We start from the raw sequence: 16,415 nt of genomic DNA, 5'->3' as shown, positions 1-16,415 counted from the left end.
GATGATGAGCCCGTGCCCGAGACCACCACACCCCCCGTTTCCTCTGATTCTGCCGAGACCGTCGATCCCGCCGTGAGCGGATTCGATGCCGCGCGCGCAGAGGAACTGATGCCGGTCCTGACCGAACTCTCCGGGTCGAAGACCTGGGCGCGCGCGGTGTTGGAGGGGCGGCCGTACGGCTCCCGCGACGCGCTACATGCGGCGGCCCGGCGGGTGCTCGACGAGCAGAAAGACGCCGAGGTGCTGGCCGCGGTCGACGCGCATCCGCCGATCGGCGCGGGCTCGGGCGGCGCGGGCGGCGGCGCAGACACGGGCGCGCCCCGGGAGGTCGGTCAGGCCTCGGCGCGGGAGCAGAGCGCAGCCGCCACCGCGGACGCCGAGCTCGCGCGCCGGCTCGCCGAGGGGCAACGTCGGCACGCCGAGCACTTCGGCCACGCGTTCCTCGTGTGCGCGACCGGGCTGTCGGCCCGGGACATCGTGGCCGAACTCGACCGGCGGATCGACCTCACCCCGGCAGAGGAGCTCGCGACCACCCGTGACCACCTGGCCGCCATCAACGCCCTGCGGCTGGACCGACTGCTCGAGACCGGAGCCCTCTGATGTCGCTGAGCACCCACGCCCTGGACACCGCCACCGGCACCCCGGCGGTCGGCCTGGGCTACCGGCTCACCGACTCCGCTGGCACTGACCTCGCCTCCGGGGTCACGGACGTCGACGGCCGGGGCCCCGATCTGGCGCAGGTCGAGGTCGGGGCCGGGGTGTACCGACTGGCCTTCGACACGGGCGGCTATCACCGGGCCGCCGGAGTGAGCGGCTTCTACCCGGAGGCGGTGGTGTGCTTCGAGGTGACGGACCCGGCCGCGCACCACCACGTGCCGCTGATCCTGTCGCCGTTCGGGTACAGCACCTACCGCGGATCCTGAGGCGCGGGGCTCTCCGACGCTCTGACCTGCGGCGCCCTGCACCGGGCCTGCAGGGCACCCCAGGTCAGTGCCGGTCAGCGTCCGATGCCCCGCCGGGCGCACTGCTCGCGCAGATCCGCGGCCAGGGCCCGCTCGTCGGCGGTGACGAGCTCGAAGTCCCGCACCACCACCTGGCCGCCCACCACCACGTGGCGGGGCCGGCGCCCGGGTGCGGCCCACAACAGTCCTCGGATCGGATCCGCGACGCCGGCGTCCGCGACCCCGCTGACGTCCCACACCACCAGATCCGCCGCCGACCCCGGGGTGAGCCGGCCCAATTCGGGGCGCCCCAGGCCGTCGGCGCCGCCGGCGGTGATCATCTCCAGCACCTCGAGCGCGTCCAGAGGCCTACCGGCGAGCGGGGCGACCTGTATCGCCAGGCGCGCGTCGGCCAGGAGGTGTCCGGCGTCGTTGCTGCCACCGCCCGAGGTCCCGAGTCCCACGGTCACCCCGGCGTCGCGCAGTCGGGCCACCGGCGCCACGCCCCACCCCATCGGAAGATCGCAGGCCGGGGCATGGGTCGCGGTGACCCCGCTCCCGGCGATCGACGCGATCTCGGGGTCGGTGATGTCGCAGAGGTGGGCGAGGGTGACGTCGGGGGCGAGCCAGCCCCACTCCTCCAGCAGGTCCAGGGGGCGACGGCCGTACAGTTCGGCGGCCCGGGCCACGTCGACCTGCTCGTTGGCCTGGGTGCGCCGCCGCAGACCGAGCCGGCGCGCGACCTCCCCCATGGCGGCGAAGGTCGCGGGCCCGTCTGCGTGCACACCCGACGGCCCCACGGCCAGCTGGCGCATCCCGTCGGCGGTGGTCCCGCCGGACGCGCCGGGCAGGTGCGCAGCGTGGATCGCCTCGACCGACGCCGCTGCGGCATCCGGGTCGTCTCCGGCGGTGCCGCGGACGAAGGCCAGTCGCGATCCCAGCGCCTGCGCGCCGGCGTACGCAGCACCGGCGATCTGCATGGGGTCCGCGCCCGCCGGCCAGGTGAGGTGGTGGTCGGCCACGGTGGTGACGCCGCACAGCAGTGACTCGGCCAGCGCCACGCGGGCGGACAGTTCGACCAGCTCATCGTCGACCCGCGCGGCGACGTAGGCCTCGCGCATCCGGGCCAGCCACACGGCCATCTCCACGCCGCGGGTACCGGGCAGGGTGCGGAACGCGCTCTGCAGCAGGTGATGGTGGGCGTTGACCAGGCCCGGGGTGACGACGCCGCCGTCGGCGTCAAGGGTCTCGACCACGGCAGCGCCGTCGGGCGCGGCGGCAGCATCGTCCGGCGCGGCGGCGATCCGCCCGTCCACGCACTCCACCGTGGAGGCGTCCGCCGACTCGAGCCCCGGCGACCAGACCGCCGAGGCACCGGTCACCCGCAACACCCGCGCGCTCACGCGCGGCCGCCGGTCGACACGGCGGCGGACGGGGTCCGGCCCGTCGCCGCGGGAGACCCGCCGTCGCGCGGCGCGAACGACCTCATCCACACCAGGTCCGGGGTCAGGGGGATGAGGTCCTGCCGCACTCCGGTGGCCCGCCGGACCGCGATCCCCACGGCCGCGGCGACCGGGCAGTACGGGGCCTCGGACATGGACTTGGCGCCCAGGACGCCCTCGGGCTCGACGGTGTCGGCGAAGAACACCTCGGTGCGCGGGACGTCGCCCATGCGGGGTGGGTGGTAGTGCCGCAGGGTCGCGTTGGTGACCGCGCCGGTCTCGTCGAGCATCACCCGCTCGTACAGCGCCGCCCCGAGGGCCTGGGCGACGCCGCCCTCCACCTGCCCCCTCAGCTGCTGCGGGTTGAGGACCCGCCCGGCGTCGACGGCGTGGACGCTGTGCAGGACCTTCACCGTCCCGGTGTCGGGGCACACGGCCACCCGCACGCCCTGCACGGTGAACGCGGCCTGCCGACCCAGCCCGTCGGCGCACCCCTCGGCGGACACCGGCAGGCGGGCTCCGGCGCGGAGCAGCTCGGCGACCCGGGTTGCCGCGCGGTGCAGGGCGCGCCCACCGACCACGGTGCCGGCGGAGCCGAACGCACCCGTGTCGTGGGTGAGCAGGGCGGTGTCGGACGCGTGCAGGACCACCGAGTCGGACGGCACGCCCAGCGCCTCGGCGACGATCTGGGTGTGCACGGTCGCTGTGCCGTTGCCGAATTCGGCCGTGCCCACGTAGGCGTGCACGGTGCCGTCGGCGGTGATCTCGACGCGGGCCGAACCGTGGTGGCCCCCGGGCGGATTGGTGGCGATCATGCACAGCGCGATCCCGGTCCCCTCCGCCCACCCGGGCGGCGCGGTCTCCCCGCGACCGGAGGCCAGGGCCCCTGCCACCAGGTCCAGGCAGTGGTCGAGTCCGTAGGAGGACAGGGCCAGCTCGTCGTCGTCGCCCGCGGAGCTCACCAACGCGTCACCCGGGCGCACCACGTTGCGCCGCCGCAGCTCCACGGGGTCCAGCCCGGCGGCGTCGGCGAGTTCGTCCAGCGCGCTCTCCAGGGCGAACCCCACCTCCCCCAGCCCGTACCCGCGGAAGGCCCCCGACGGCACGGTGGTCGTGTAGACGGCCTCGGCGGTCACCCGCTTGGCCGGGCAGCGGTACAGCTCCACGGACTCGGTGATGGAGTGGAACATCACGCCCGCGGAGTGGCCCCCGTAGGCGCCGGCGTCGGACAGCACGTCCAGCTCGAGAGCGGTGAGCCGGCCGTCGTCGTCGCAGGCCACGGTGACGGTGGTGCGGTACGGGTGGCGCACGGTGGCGGAGGTGAACTGCTCCGCGCGCGAGTACTCCCACACCACGTCGCGGCCGGTGCGCAGGGCCGCGAGCACGGCCAGGTCCTCGACGATCATCTCCTGCTTGGCGCCGAACCCGCCGCCCACCCGCGCGGCGTGGACGCGCAGCTCATCGCGGTCGAGGCCGAAGATCCACGCCAACTCGTCGCGCACGAGAAACGGCACCTGGGTAGAGGAGCGGATGTCGAGCGACCCACCGACCCGGGGCCCGCCGTCGACGTGCCGCACGATCACCGCGTGGGTCTCCAGGTGCGTGTGCTGGACCCGCGAGGTGCTCCACGTGCCGGTCACCGTGTGCGCCGCGCGGGCGATCCCGGCGTCGACGTCGCCCACCTCGCCGAACCAGTCGGCCACCACGTTGCGCGCGGGGTCGGCGATCCGGGACTCCGGACCCTTGTCGCCGTGGATCGCTGGCGCTCCGGGGGCACGCGCGGCCTCGGGATCGAGGACCGACGGCAACACCTCGTAGCGCACCTCGATCAGCTGGCAGGCCCGCCGGGCGAGTGCCTCCGACTCGGCCACCACCGCCGCAACGCGCTGACCGTGGTAACGCACGACCGGGTCGAGCACGCGGGTGTCGTCGGGATCGTCGGTACGTCGCTGGTGGCGGGCGGTGGAGAACAGGACGTCGGGGTCGTCGTGGTGGGTGAGCACGGCGACCACGCCGTCCATCGCGAGGGCGCGGGAGGCGTCGATCGACACGATGCGGGCGTGCGCGTGCGGGGAGCGGAGCACCGCGAGATGCGCGCAGCCCGTCAGGTCGGTGTCCAGGGTGAAGGGTTCGGCGCCGCGCACCACGCGCTCGGTGGCCGGGGCGGCGACCGGGCTCCCGATCCCCCCGGCGGCGCACGCATTCCGGGCCCCGTCGAGGGCGTCCTCGACCGCCCGGTAGCCCGTGCAGCGGCACAGGTTGCCCTTCATCGCGGCGATCCTCGGCGCCGGCCCGCCGTCCCGGGCGCACGGCGCGTGCCCCAGCCCGGTGACCGTGGTGACCATCCCCGCCGTGCAGAACCCGCACTGGAACCCGGCGGCGCGGGCGAACGCGGCCGGCACCTCGTCGGGCACCCCGGCGGCGGTGCGGACGTCGGCGCCCTCGGCGCGGTGCGCGGGCAGCACACAGGAATGGGTGGGCACGCCGTCGACCAGCACGGAACACGCACCGCAGTCGCCGGTGTCGCAGCCCTTCTTCACCGCGTGCACCCCCGACTCGCGCAGCAGCGTCCGCAGGCACTGCCCGGGGCGCGGGTCCAGGTCGTGGGCGCGTCCGTCGACGGTGATCAGCATGGTGCCTCCCGGTACGTGGGGTGGGTGAGTTCGGCGACGACGGCGAGGGACGCGATCCCCGCCACGTGACGCCGCCAACCCGGATCGCCCTGGGGGTCGTCGTGCCAGCGGGGCAGGTCGCGCACGGCGGCCTCGGCCTCGCCGGCCGTGGGGGGCCGGTCCCAGGTGAGCACCTCCGGGGCGGGCACTGCGGCGGTCACGACGAGCGTGCAGCGGCCGCCGGGGTCCAGTCGCCCGGTGACCAGGGAGCCGGAGCGGCCGCTGGGCACCAGCGAGTGCCGCCGGACCGCGTAGCGCGCCCGGCTCGCCGACGCGGGGATGACGAGCGCGCGCAGGATCTCGCCCGGGGCCAGGCAGGTGCGACCCGGGCCCACCACCACCTCGGCGGCGGGGACGGTGCGGGTGCCGCCGTCGGGGGTCCAGATCTCGGCGGTCGCGTCGAGCGTGCAGGCGGCGGCGGTCCCGGCGCCGGCGGGCAGGGCTGCGCAGAGGTTGCCTCCCCAGGTGCCGCGGCCCCAGATCTTCCACGAGGCGAGCAGGCAGGAGAACGCGTCGTGGAGGAACGGGCGCAGGGGCGCGGTGAGCGGGTGGTCGAGCACGGTCCGCAGCGTGGCGGTAGCGGCGACCCGCAGGCCGCCGTCGGGCAGCGGTTCGACGTCGGGCCAGCGCAGGTCGAGCAGGTCCACGAGCGCGGTGAGCGGGGTGGTCTCCCCCGGCGGGGCCGCGGCGCCGGCCGGGTGCAGGTGCGCCTCCCCGTGCAGGGCGGTCCCGCCGGCCAGGGCCGTGGCGCCGGCGAGCAGGGCCGCGTGCGCCTCGTCCCGGCTGCGCGGTCGGTGGAGTGCGGTGACGCTGACCAGGTCCACCGCCCTCACCCCGCCCGGGCGAGCAGCCGCCGGCGGGCGGCCACCACGTCGCGGGCCACGGCGTCGGTGTCCACGGTGAGGACCTGCCCGTCGGCCACTATCCGGAGCCCCTGCACCCACACCCCGGCCATCGGCGGGCGGGACCCCAGGACGAGCGCGGCCACCGGGTCGTCGATCCCTGCGTGGGCCGGGGTGTCCAGGCGCCACAGTGCGACATCGGCCTGGTATCCGACGGCCAGCCGCCCGATCTCGCCCTCCCGCCCGAGCGCACGGGCGCCGTCCACGGTGGCCATCCGCAGCGCCGTGCGCACGTCCATCGCCCGGGGCCCGCGGGTGGCGCGGGCGAGCAGGAGCGCGGTGTGCATCTCTTCCCACAGCACGCCCGACTCGTTGCTCGCCGAGCCGTCCACGCCCAGCCCCACCGGGATCCCCGCGGCGAGCATGTCCGGGACGCGGGCGATGCCGGCGCCCAGACGACCGTTGGAGACGGGGCAGTGGGCGGCCGCCATCCCGCCGGCGGCCATCGCGGCGATCGCCGGGTCGTCGAGGTGCACGGTGTGGGCGAACCATACGTCCGGGCCCACCCAGCCCACCGACTCCATGTACTCCATCGGCGTGCTGCCGAAGCGTTCGCGGCAGAATTCCTCTTCGTCGTCGGTCTCGGCCAGATGGGTGTGCAGGCGCACGCCCCGCTCGCGGGCGAGCTCGGCGCTGGTGCGGAGCAGGTCGCCGGTCACGGAGAACGGTGAGCACGGTGCCACGGCGATGCGGCACATCGAGTCGGGCCCGGCGTCGTGGAAGCGGTCGATGACGTCGGCGGTGCCGGCGAGGATCGCGTCGATGCCCTCCACCACCGAGTCCGGCGGCAGGCCGCCCGAGCTGCGGCCCAGGTCCATCGACCCGCGGCTGGGGTGGAAGCGCAGCCCCACTGCCGCGGCCGCGTCGATCTCGGCGGCGAACACGTCCCCGGCATCCGCGGGAACGACGTAGTGGTGGTCCGTGGTGGTGGTGCAGCCGCCCAGCGCCAGGTGCGCGAGCCCGCCGAGGGCGGCGGTGTGGACGTCGTCGGCGTCGATGCCCGCCCACACCGGGTACGAGGCGGTGAGCCACTCGAAGAGCGTCGCGTCGGCCGCGAGCCCCCGGGTGAGCCACTGGTACAGGTGGTGATGGGTGTTGACCAGGCCCGGGGTGGCCAGACAACCCGTGCCGTCGACGCGCTCCGCGCCGGCCGGGATCCGCGCCGGATCGCACGGCCCCTCCCCCACCGCGGTGATCCGGCCGCCTTCGAGCAGCACGTGGCCGGTGGTGTACTCGGCACCGGCCCCGGCCCCGATCCCGACCCCGGCCCCGGCCCCGGCCCCGGCCATGGTCGCGACCGCGCAGTTCTCGATGAGCACCGCCGCGGCTCCGGAGGTCATGCGCGCACCAGGCCCGGCGTGAACGCCGGGGTGAACCCCCGCGCCCGGGCCGAGCGGATCATGCGCTCGGTGAGCTGGGCGTCGGCCTCGTCGGCGAGCGGGTGCAGGCTGCGCGCGCCCTCCGCCACCAGGCGTCCGCCCACGTAGACGTGGGTCAGATTGCGCAGCGAGCAGGCCAGGACGTACGTGGCGACGGGGTCCCAGATCGGTCCGGTGGCCGGGGACGTGGGGTCGACGACGACGAGGTCCGCGTGCTTTCCCACCTCCACGCTGCCCACCCTGCCGGACAGGCCGAGGGCCTCCGCGGCCCCCAGGGTGTGCATCCGCAGGACCTCGCGGGCGGCCAGCACCGCGGCGTCGGAGTGGACGGCGCGCTGGGTGTACAGGCCGATCCGCATGTTCTGGAACGGGTCGGACACGTCGGTGCAGGACTGGTCGTCCAGGCCCATCCCCACGCGGATGCCCGCGTCCCGGAACCGCGTGATGTCGGCGATGCCCGAGCCCAGCCGGCCGTTGGAGGTGGCCTGCCAGATGACGGCCGAGTCGGTCTCCGCGACCCGGCGGACCATGTGGTCGGTGGGGTGAACGAAGTGGCCGAAGGAGAAGTCGGGGCCCAGCACCCCGGCCCGGTCGTACCAGTCGAACTTGGCCCGCTGTACCTCGAGATGCTCGGCTGTCTCGACGAAGTGCGCCTGGTTGCCCACGCCGTGGGTGGCCATGGCGTGGCGCTCGCGCTCCGCGGTGACCGGCGACGAGGACCACTGCACCGACCCGAACACAGACCCACCCAGGTCCAGCTCCTGGGGGACGGTGCGCAGCCGGTGCTCGGTGACGTGGGCGAACGCGTCGAAGCACTCGGCCTCGGGCAGCTGCTCGTCGTCGAGGCGGGTGGAGGTGAGGCACCGGAGACCGGAGTCGGCCTGGGCGTCGATCTGCCGGGTGAGGAAGTCGACGTCGTGGACCCGCTCGGCGACCAGGGTCGAGGTGGAATGGTCGAACACCGCCACCACCCGGCTCTGGGTGAAGTTGTAGGCGCTGGTCACGCCGTTGCGCAGGAAGTCCAGGCAGCCGGCGAGGGTGAACCAGTACAGGTCCTCGGCCTCCGCACCGACCATCATCTCGCCCATCGTCGACACCCAGCCGTAGAGCGTGTCGTCCGGGGCGGTACCGCGCATCCCGGCGGTGAACAGGTGACTGTGCGCGGAGACGAACCCGGGCGCGAGGATCGCACCGCCCAGGTCGTGGACCGTGCCCGGCAGGCCGGGCGGCGGGTCGCCGGGGCCGAGTCCGACGATGATGCCGGCGTCGTCCACGTGGACCCAGCCGTGGAACCAGGCGGGGGCGGCCGGGTCCGCGGACACGGGCAGGACCAGCGCGTCGGTGAAGGTGATCATGGGTTCTCTCGTTCTCTCGTCTATCTCACCGCGGGAGGGGTACCGCAGGGGTTCCGCAGGGGTTCAGCCGGGCAACTCCTCGGCACGCCACCGCTGCCCGTCCGTCACGAACCGGCGGCGATGGGACGGCTCGTCGCGTCCGGCGGCCCAGAAGGTCACGGACCCGGGCCGCAGCCGCATGCCCAGCCACGTCTCGGGCGGCAGCGTCGGCGACGGACCCAGACGGTCGATGGTGGCGGCCCACATCCGGCGCCTGCCCGGCGGCGCGAGCTCGGCCGTCGCCACGTCGTTGGTCCAGGCCAGGAGCTTGAGGTAGTCACTGCGCAGGTGGTAGCTCGCGAGGTGCTCGTCCGGATCGGTGGGCCCCGCGACCCCGGTGACCGTGAGCTGCCGCGTTCGGTCCGCGGAGACCACGACCAGCGTCGCGCGGGGGTCGGCGGCCAGGTCCAGTGCCTTCTGGGACCGCGAGTCGGTGTGGAACGTGGGGCCCTCGGTGGTGGCCCCGGAGACCAGCAGGTGCCGACAGTGCGGGGTGCCGTCCGGGCCGACCGTGGCCAGGACCCCCAGTGGCGGATCCGCCGGGTCGATCGCCAGCCACGCGACCATCGCCTGCAGCGGGTCATCGGCGGGGCCGGGCATGGTGACGACGGGCAGCTCGGTGGAGGTCACGGCGCACCCCCTGCCGCGGCGGCCGGGGCGGCCGGGGCGGTCACGGTGGCGGCGGCGGTCACCCCGCGCGCCGGGTCGAACTCCTCGATCTCCGCGAGCGCGGCGGCCACGGCGTCCACGTGATCGGCCACCAACCGGCGGCCGATCACGGCGTCGGCCCCGGTGGGGTCGCCGATCACCCCGGTGTCGGACAGGTCGTCGGCCAGCCAGCCGAACCTCACGGGGCCGGTGAACCCGATGTGCTGACACTCCGCGATCCCGGCCGGGACCCTCGCCTCGGCCGCCGTCATGTCGACGAGCTCGGGGTGCAGGTGGAGCATCATCGACGTCTCCGCCCACCCGGCGTGGATGCCCATCCCCAGTTCGGTGGGGCCCGGGACCGCGCGCCCGGCGTAGAGGAAGGTGCGCAGTCCGAAGCGGCGGCGCAGTTCGCGCAGCGCCACCTCGAGCAGCGCCGAGTTGCCGCCGTGGCAGTTGACGAACAGCACCCGAGTGAACCCGCTGGCCCGCAGCGCCGAGCCGAGCTCGACCACCTCGCGCATCAGCGTCTCCCCGGAGATCCACAACGCCCCGGTGAGGTTGGCGTGCTCATCACTCTTCGTGTACCCCAGCGCCGGCATGAGCCAGGCGTCGACGCCCGCCTCCGCCGCGGCGGCCACCGCGTGGGCGGCCACGTGCTCGGCGACCAGAAGGTCGGTGGCCAGTGGCAGGTGCGGACCGTGGGGTTCGATCGCGCCGGCCGGGATGACGGCGACGGGGTCACCGGATCCGACCCGGCCCGCCTCGACGGTCGTGAGTTCGGCGTACCGCCGCTGCGGCCCGATCACGCCTCCCACCGCCCGGGGTTGAGCAGGCCATACGGGTCGGTGCGGGCCGCGAGCGCTCGGACTGCCTCGGTGTCGTGGTCCACGCGGTACTGGTGCGGCGAGTGCACGCGCACCCCCAGCTCCTCCAGCACCGGCACACCCGCGTACGCGGCCTCCGGCGAGGTGTAGTGACCGTTGAGCATCCCGAACATCCGCCCGTGTCCCGCCTCCAGGTGCAGGGTCCCGCCGGGGTACACGGCCTCCACCTCGTCGAGGCGTTCCACCAGGGCGTCGCCCTGGCACTCCATGTGGAACCAGGTGTCGGGTTCGGCCTTCTGCAGCCAGTGAGTGGGGTGGTTGTAGGACAGCGTCGAGACTTTGATCGTCTCGTTGACGCCGCTCCGGACCGCCTCGACCACTCCTCCTGCACCGTCGATGATCGCCCGGACCTCGTCCACCGCGGCGGCGTCGACGATCGCCCGCAGGCTCGCCCGGCCGGCGGGGATGGCCTCGTCGGCGGGCAGACAAGAGGCCACGTGGGCGCCGTCCGCCGAGCACAGGCGCGGCGCGGGTTCGACGAGGTGGACCCGACGCACCGCCGCGAACGCGTCGTGGTGGTCGTCGAAACTCGCGTACACGCACCGCCAGTCCTGCAGCGGTTCGATCCGCACCGTGGCGCGCACGATGATCCCGGCGACCCCGTAGGTGTGGACGAACGGCTGGGCGTCGGCACCCTCCAGGTGCACGATCTCGGCGTCCTCGTGGGCGAAGACCACGTCGAGCGCCTCGACGAACCCCTGGTGGTTGCGGCCGTGCACGATCGTGCCGGTGCCCGCCGACCCGCCGGCGAGGAACCCGCCGAGGGTCGACTGCACGGTGGACGGGTACATCCACAGCTGACTGCCGTGGTGGGAGGCCAGCCGCTTCTCGAGGGTCAGCATGCGGACCCCGGCCTCGGCGGTGACCACGCCCGCCTCCGTGTCCACGTGGTCGACGCCTCGCAGCGCGGTCAGGTCCAGGACCAGCCCGCCGTGCAGCGGGACCACCTGGCCGTAGTTGCCGGTGCCCTTGCCCCGGGAGGTGATGGGCACCCGTCGGCGGACGGCCGCGCGGACCACGGCGGGCACCTGCTCCACGTCCGTCGGCCGGCACACCACCTCGGGCCGGCCGATGGGCCACTGCGCCCGGAGGATCGGGCTGAGGTAGGACCCGTCCACCGACGCCTTGTCCAGGGCGCGGTCGTCGGTGTGCACGGCATCGGGACCGAGCAGGTCGAGCAGGTCGTCGACCAGGCCGGCGACGTCTGCGGTGGATCCGGGCGATCCGGTGGGCGGGGTGGGTGTGGCGGGTGCGGTGGAGGTCGCGGTCACGAGGGGCTCCGATCGGGTGCGGGGGCGGCGGGAACTGAAAAAGTGAACCGGGCAGCGGAGCCGGATCAGTTCATCCCGATGGCCGGGTCGATGAACTGGTTGGTGGCGACGGTCCCGGGCGAGACGTCCTCGGCGATCGCGACATCGGCGGCCTCGTAGACGCCCTTGACCTTGGCCACCATGTCGGCGAGGCGCTCGTCGTCGAAGTCACCGATCGTGGCGTTGGGTCCGTTGCCCACCAGTTCGCGCTCGAGCATGGCCTCGACGGCGAAGTCGGCCAGCTCAGCGCTGTAGACCCAGCCAGTGTTGAACTGCTCGACGGCGTCCACGATCACGGCGTTGGTGCGGGCCGGGTCCTCGAAGTACTCGACCTCGGCCTGCTGCAGTACGGGCACCAGCTTCTCCAGGCACGCCGCGCTGTCCTCGAGCTCGGCGCTGCGCACGGCCATCATCGACTTGTAGATCGGGTAGCCCAGGTCGTGGAGCAGTTGGTACTTCACCGGCTTGCCCCATTCGGCGACCTCGTTCTCGTAGATGAACGGCTCGGCGCTGGCGAAGCCCTGCTGGGCGACCGCACCGCCGGAGGCGACGAAGTTCGAGGGCGAACCGTCGTAGCTTCCGTCGACCTGGGCGGGGTCGAGGATGCCCTCGCCGAGGAGATAGTCCATGTAGGCGTTGCCCTCGAAGTACAGGACCCGCGTGTTCTCGTCCTTGAGGTCGCTGACGGTCTCGACGTCGGGGTAGGTCTCGGGGTCCCACATGATCATCTGCGGATTGATGTCCAGCGGTGCGAAGACGCCGATGGTGGGGTTGTTCAGCGAGTTCTGGACCGCCTGGTCGGCGTCCACGTAGCCGAGCATGATGTCGGTGTCCTGGTACATCTGCGCGGTGACCTGCTGAAAGCCGATCGCGGGGCCGCCGGCCCGGACCTCCACGTCCACACCGGTGTACTCACCGGAGGCGAACAGCGGCCCGGAGACCGACTTGGCGCCGGCGTCGATGGTCGGCTCCGGTCCGAGGAGTTCGTAGAGGTGGCCGTGCTCGGCCTCGGGGTTCCAGTCCGTCTGGACCACGACCTTCTCGGGGCAGACCTCGCTGAGGTCGACCGCGCCGATCTCCCCGCTGTATCCGGAAGAGGCCTCCGCGGACTCGGAACCGCCGCAGGCGGTGAGCGTGACGGCGCCGAGGGCGCAGAGCGCGGCCACGGAGACGGCGGTACGGGGGGCGGTGGTGCGTCGCATGGGAACTCCTGGGTGTGGGTGACGGAACGACGAGATGGGAGCGAGTGCTGTATTGATGTGATCAATAAAGGAGAGTGAACCGCTGCCGTGTTTCAGTGGTGTTGCGGGTTCGGTCGGGAGTCGTTACGGCTGGTCGCCGGGGGTTACGACTAGCGGTCGGCGTCCGGGTTGTACCAGCGCCCCACGACCCGACGGGACAGCAAGCCGAAGAACAGGAACACGGCCACGCCGAGCAGGGAGGCCAGGATGATGGAGGCGAACAGTTCCGGTGACTGCAGGCGGGCGCGGAAGGTGTCGATGAGGATGCCGATGCCCGGGTCGCCCTGCTTGAAGAAGAAGTCGCCGACGATCGCACCGACCACCGACAGGCCGGCCGCCACGCGCAGGCCCTCGAACAGGGCGGGCAGTGCCGCCGGGGCCTCGAGCTTGCGCAGCACCGTCAGGCGCCCGGCGTGGTGGAGCGTGAACAGCCGGCGCAGGCCCGGGTCAACGGACTTGAGACCGAACAGCGTGTTGGACACGATCGGGAACAGTGCGATCAGCACGCACACGAACACGCGGGCGGTGAACCCGAAGCCGAACCAGAAGCCGATCAGGGGCACCAGCGCGAGGATCGGGATGCACTGCAGCACCACCGCGTAGGGGAACAGCGAGCGCTCGGCCCACTTCTCCTGGCTCATGACGATCGCCCACACGACGCCGATCACGAACGCGATCGCCAACCCCGTCAGCGCGACGGTCGCGGTGCGGCCGAGCGCCTCGAGCATGCCCGAGATGCTGGGCCCGAACAGCCCGTCGGTGACCACCACGTGCGGCGCCGGCAGCAGGAACCGCCGCGACGGTTCGAGCACCACGTAGCTGACGAAGTACCACAGACCCAGCACCGCGGCCAGGACCGCCAACGGGCCGCCGTAGCGGACCACGGGCCCGTCGGCCGAGAGGCGGAACCGGGGGCGGGCGGGGCCGGCGGCGGGGGCTCCCCCGGCCGGTTCGGCCACGGGGCCGGGGCCCACGTCGGCGGCGGTGACCTCGTCGTCGTCGTCGTTCTTCACGTTCGCGCGGGCGGTGATTCCGTTCATCAGTGTGCCTCTCATCAGTGCGCCTCCTCGAGTGCCTGAGAAACCTCGCCGACGAGGTTCATGTAGTCCGCCGTGTATCGGATCTCGGGGTCGCGCTCCGGGCCGAACGGCACATCCACCGAATGGGTGATCCGCCCCGGCCGACCGGACATCACCACCACGCGGGTGGACAGGTACACCGCCTCCGCGACCGAGTGCGTGATGAACAGCCCGGCGAACCGCTTGGCCGCGAACAGCCCCAGCAGCTCGTCGCCGAGGCGCTGCCGGGTGATCTCGTCGAGCGCGCCGAACGGCTCGTCGAACAGGAACAACTCCGGGTCGAGGGTCAGCGAGCGGGCCAGCGAGACACGCATCTTCATGCCGCCCGACAGCTCCCGCGGCAGCGACGTCTCGAACCCGGCCAGGCCCACCAGTTCGATCGCCGCCGCCGCGCGGTCACGGCGTTCGGTGCGGCCGATGCCGTCGAGCTCGGCGAGCATCTCCACGTTCTGCTCGACCGTCCGCCACGGCAGCAGGGTCGCGTCCTGGAAGACGTAGCCGATGCGGTCGGTGCCGGTCTGCATGTAGCCGTCGGTGTGGGTGGCGAGCCCGGACGCGAGGCTGAGCAGCGTGGACTTGCCGCAGCCGGACGGGCCCACGACGCTGACGAACTCTCCGGCGCGGATCCGCAGGTCCACGCCGTCGAGCGCGCGGGTGCCGTTGGGGTAGGTCACTCCGACGCCGTCGAATCCGAGGATCTCGCTGCCGGGCCGGGCGGCCTGCGCCGCCCGCATGTCGGTGGGTGTGGTCATCGGGTCTCCTCGTAGGTGGGTGTCCGTGGGTGGGTGGTGGCGGCTTGGTCGTCGAGCAGCGCGACACCGGGGTCGACGACGACGAGGACCTCCCTCGCCGCCACCACGCAGCCCGCCCGCAGCACGATCCGGTCGGGTGGCGCGTCGGCGATCACGTCATCGAGCCCGCCCGCCCGGACCAGCAGCAGGTCGGCCCGCAGGCCGGGTGAGGGGCCGGCGGGCGGCAGACCCATGACCTCGCGGGCGCCGCCCGTGACGAGTTGCCAGGCGGTGTCCATGTCGAGGTGGGCGGCCACGATCAGCAACATCGCCGTCTCGGTGGCGTCGGAGCGGCCGACCGGGTTGAACGGGTCGCGCACGTTGTCGGCGCCGGCGGCGACGGTCACGTCGGTCTCGAGCAGGGCCCGCACCGGGGGCAGACCGCGCGGGACGGAGGTGCAGCCGGCGCGGCCCTGCAGATAGAGGTTGGTGATCGGCAGGGTCACCACCCCGACGTCCGCCCGGCTCAGCGCGCCGGCCGCGCGGGATTGGCCAGCCCCGTCGAGCGAGCCGATGCGGCAGCAGTGCCCGGCAGTGCGGATCTGCCCCGGCGGCCAGGTCGCGACACGGTCGGTGAACACCTCGAGCATGGCGTGGTCGCCGTCGAGGAACTCGTCCACGTGCAGGTCGATGCCGGTGCCCAGCTCCTCGGCGAGGTCCACCAGTCGGTTTGTCTCGGCGACCGGGTCGGTCGAGATGTGTGGGGCCCCGCCGATGAGGTCGGCACCGGCCGCGATCGCGGCGCGGGCCCGGTCCGACGGGTCGACCTCGTTGACCATCACCGAGATCTGCAGGTCCATCACGCCGGCGAGCTCGTCGCGGACGCGGACGAGAGCGCGGACGCCGCGCAGCGGGTCGTGGTCGTCGTGCAGGTCCACGTGGCTGCGCACCGCGGTCGTCCCGTTGGCCACGAGCTTGCGCGCTGCGGCGAGGGCGCGGGCGTGGATCTCGTCCTCGTCGACCGTCGCGGCGTAGGCCCGCCACGCGTCGATCGCGGCGCCCAGATCGCAGCCCGGCGGCCGCGTGGCGCCCCAGCTCAGGGCCTTGTCGAGGTGGGCGTGTGGCTCCGCGGACGCGGTGAGCACCATGTAGCCGCGGGCGTCGATCACCGATTCGCCCCCGGTAGGACCACCGCGCGTCGGGGTGGTCCCCGCATCCGTCACGGCCACGACCACCCCGTCGACGATGTCCACGTCGACCACCCGGCCGCCCTGCAGCCGGGCCCCCGCGATCCGGTCCACGTGCCGCGGCGCGACTCGCTCGGCCCCGGCTCCGCGCTGTGCATCGCGCTGTGCCGCTCGTCGTGGTTCCATCGTTCCCCTCCTCTGCCGACTCGTGCGTTCCCCGCCGACCCTCCGACTCGGCCCCTCTCGGCAGCCCGGGCTTTCTGATCGGGTGCGGCACTTGTGCATCCGACCCCGGGGCGGGATAGTGACCCCGGGTATTGATCGGATCAATAATGGTGAGTGTGGTGGCCCCGTGTTTCGGCGGCATTACCCCGCTGTTCCGGCGCGGTTCCGGTGTCCGCCGATTCCGCGCCAACGCGACTACATGCACGAATACCGACCCCGGCAGACCGCGTCCCACCAGATCCCGCCCCGCCAGACCCCGACCCGCCCCACCCCCCCCCCCCCCCCCCCCCCCCCCACCCCCCCCGCCCCCAAGGCAGGCCCCCGACCCCCCCCACACGCGGCCCCCCGGGGCCGCCCCCGGCCGCGCCCCCGCCCCC

General features: G+C 73.6%; 14 protein-coding genes. 2 read left to right on the top strand and 12 right to left on the bottom strand.

Translation table 11 applies throughout. From position 1 onward, the window contains the following. The first annotated feature begins 72 nt into the window (after positions 1–72). Together Q2K20_RS02555 and uraH are read left to right on the top strand one after the other, a co-directional pair. The gene (locus Q2K20_RS02555; RefSeq protein ID WP_143337742.1) at positions 73–600 is read left to right on the top strand and encodes a 2-oxo-4-hydroxy-4-carboxy-5-ureidoimidazoline decarboxylase; all 528 of its coding nucleotides are present in this window, start codon (positions 73–75) and stop codon (positions 598–600) included. Then, entirely contained in the window at positions 600–923 is a 324-nt protein-coding gene (gene uraH, locus Q2K20_RS02550; RefSeq protein ID WP_067713539.1) for a hydroxyisourate hydrolase, read from the top strand. The genes Q2K20_RS02555 and uraH overlap by 1 nt, the downstream gene beginning before the upstream one ends. A gap of 74 nt (positions 924–997) precedes the next feature. Here the strand turns inward: uraH and Q2K20_RS02545 are convergent, their stop codons facing one another. The 12 genes from Q2K20_RS02545 to Q2K20_RS02490 all read right to left on the bottom strand — a co-directional run bounded on the left by Q2K20_RS02545 (position 998) and on the right by Q2K20_RS02490 (position 15,999). Further along, on the bottom strand, positions 998–2,323 hold the full coding sequence (locus tag Q2K20_RS02545; RefSeq protein ID WP_317176621.1) for an amidohydrolase family protein: 1,326 nt from the start codon (positions 2,321–2,323) through the stop codon (positions 998–1,000). 17 nt (positions 2,324–2,340) lie between these two features. Next, entirely contained in the window at positions 2,341–5,016 is a 2,676-nt protein-coding gene (locus Q2K20_RS02540) for a molybdopterin-dependent oxidoreductase (RefSeq protein WP_317176620.1), read from the bottom strand. Further along, complete coding sequence (locus tag Q2K20_RS02535; RefSeq protein WP_167492436.1) at positions 5,010–5,879, bottom strand: FAD binding domain-containing protein; 870 nt, start codon at positions 5,877–5,879, stop codon at positions 5,010–5,012. Before Q2K20_RS02535 ends, Q2K20_RS02540 begins: the two co-directional genes overlap by 7 nt. A 5-nt stretch (positions 5,880–5,884) precedes the next feature. Next, complete coding sequence (locus Q2K20_RS02530; protein WP_132063634.1) at positions 5,885–7,297, bottom strand: 8-oxoguanine deaminase; 1,413 nt, start codon at positions 7,295–7,297, stop codon at positions 5,885–5,887. Then, complete coding sequence (locus tag Q2K20_RS02525; protein WP_313314797.1) at positions 7,294–8,691, bottom strand: amidohydrolase family protein; 1,398 nt, start codon at positions 8,689–8,691, stop codon at positions 7,294–7,296. The genes Q2K20_RS02530 and Q2K20_RS02525 overlap by 4 nt, the downstream gene beginning before the upstream one ends. A 63-nt stretch (positions 8,692–8,754) precedes the next feature. Beyond that, on the bottom strand, positions 8,755–9,360 hold the full coding sequence (locus Q2K20_RS02520; protein WP_317176619.1) for a pyridoxamine 5'-phosphate oxidase family protein: 606 nt from the start codon (positions 9,358–9,360) through the stop codon (positions 8,755–8,757). Next, a complete protein-coding gene (locus tag Q2K20_RS02515; RefSeq protein WP_317176618.1) occupies positions 9,357–10,196 on the bottom strand; it encodes a creatininase family protein in 840 nt (279 codons plus the stop codon). Before Q2K20_RS02515 ends, Q2K20_RS02520 begins: the two co-directional genes overlap by 4 nt. Next, positions 10,184–11,536, bottom strand: a complete 1,353-nt coding sequence (locus Q2K20_RS02510; RefSeq protein WP_410494166.1) for an FAD-binding oxidoreductase — start codon at positions 11,534–11,536, stop codon at positions 10,184–10,186. Before Q2K20_RS02510 ends, Q2K20_RS02515 begins: the two co-directional genes overlap by 13 nt. Before the next feature lie 65 nt (positions 11,537–11,601). Continuing rightward, positions 11,602–12,777: a nitrate ABC transporter substrate-binding protein gene (locus Q2K20_RS02505; RefSeq protein WP_069390404.1), complete on the bottom strand. Its 1,176-nt coding sequence runs from the start codon at positions 12,775–12,777 to the stop codon at positions 11,602–11,604. 149 nt (positions 12,778–12,926) lie between these two features. Next, on the bottom strand, positions 12,927–13,856 hold the full coding sequence (locus tag Q2K20_RS02500) for an ABC transporter permease (protein WP_410494217.1): 930 nt from the start codon (positions 13,854–13,856) through the stop codon (positions 12,927–12,929). 14 nt (positions 13,857–13,870) lie between these two features. After that, complete coding sequence (locus tag Q2K20_RS02495; RefSeq protein ID WP_317176616.1) at positions 13,871–14,647, bottom strand: ABC transporter ATP-binding protein; 777 nt, start codon at positions 14,645–14,647, stop codon at positions 13,871–13,873. Then, positions 14,644–15,999, bottom strand: coding sequence for an amidohydrolase family protein (locus Q2K20_RS02490; RefSeq protein WP_317176615.1), 1,356 nt, complete (start codon positions 15,997–15,999; stop codon positions 14,644–14,646). Before Q2K20_RS02490 ends, Q2K20_RS02495 begins: the two co-directional genes overlap by 4 nt. Between the last annotated feature and the right edge of the window lie 416 nt (positions 16,000–16,415).

Origin of the sequence: Dietzia sp. IN118 (assembly GCF_032905965.1) — a bacterium.
GTDB classification, from domain to species: Bacteria; Actinomycetota; Actinomycetes; order Mycobacteriales; family Mycobacteriaceae; genus Dietzia; species Dietzia kunjamensis.
Note: the sequence above shows the minus strand (reverse complement) of the source record. Positions and strands in the feature narration are given on the sequence as shown.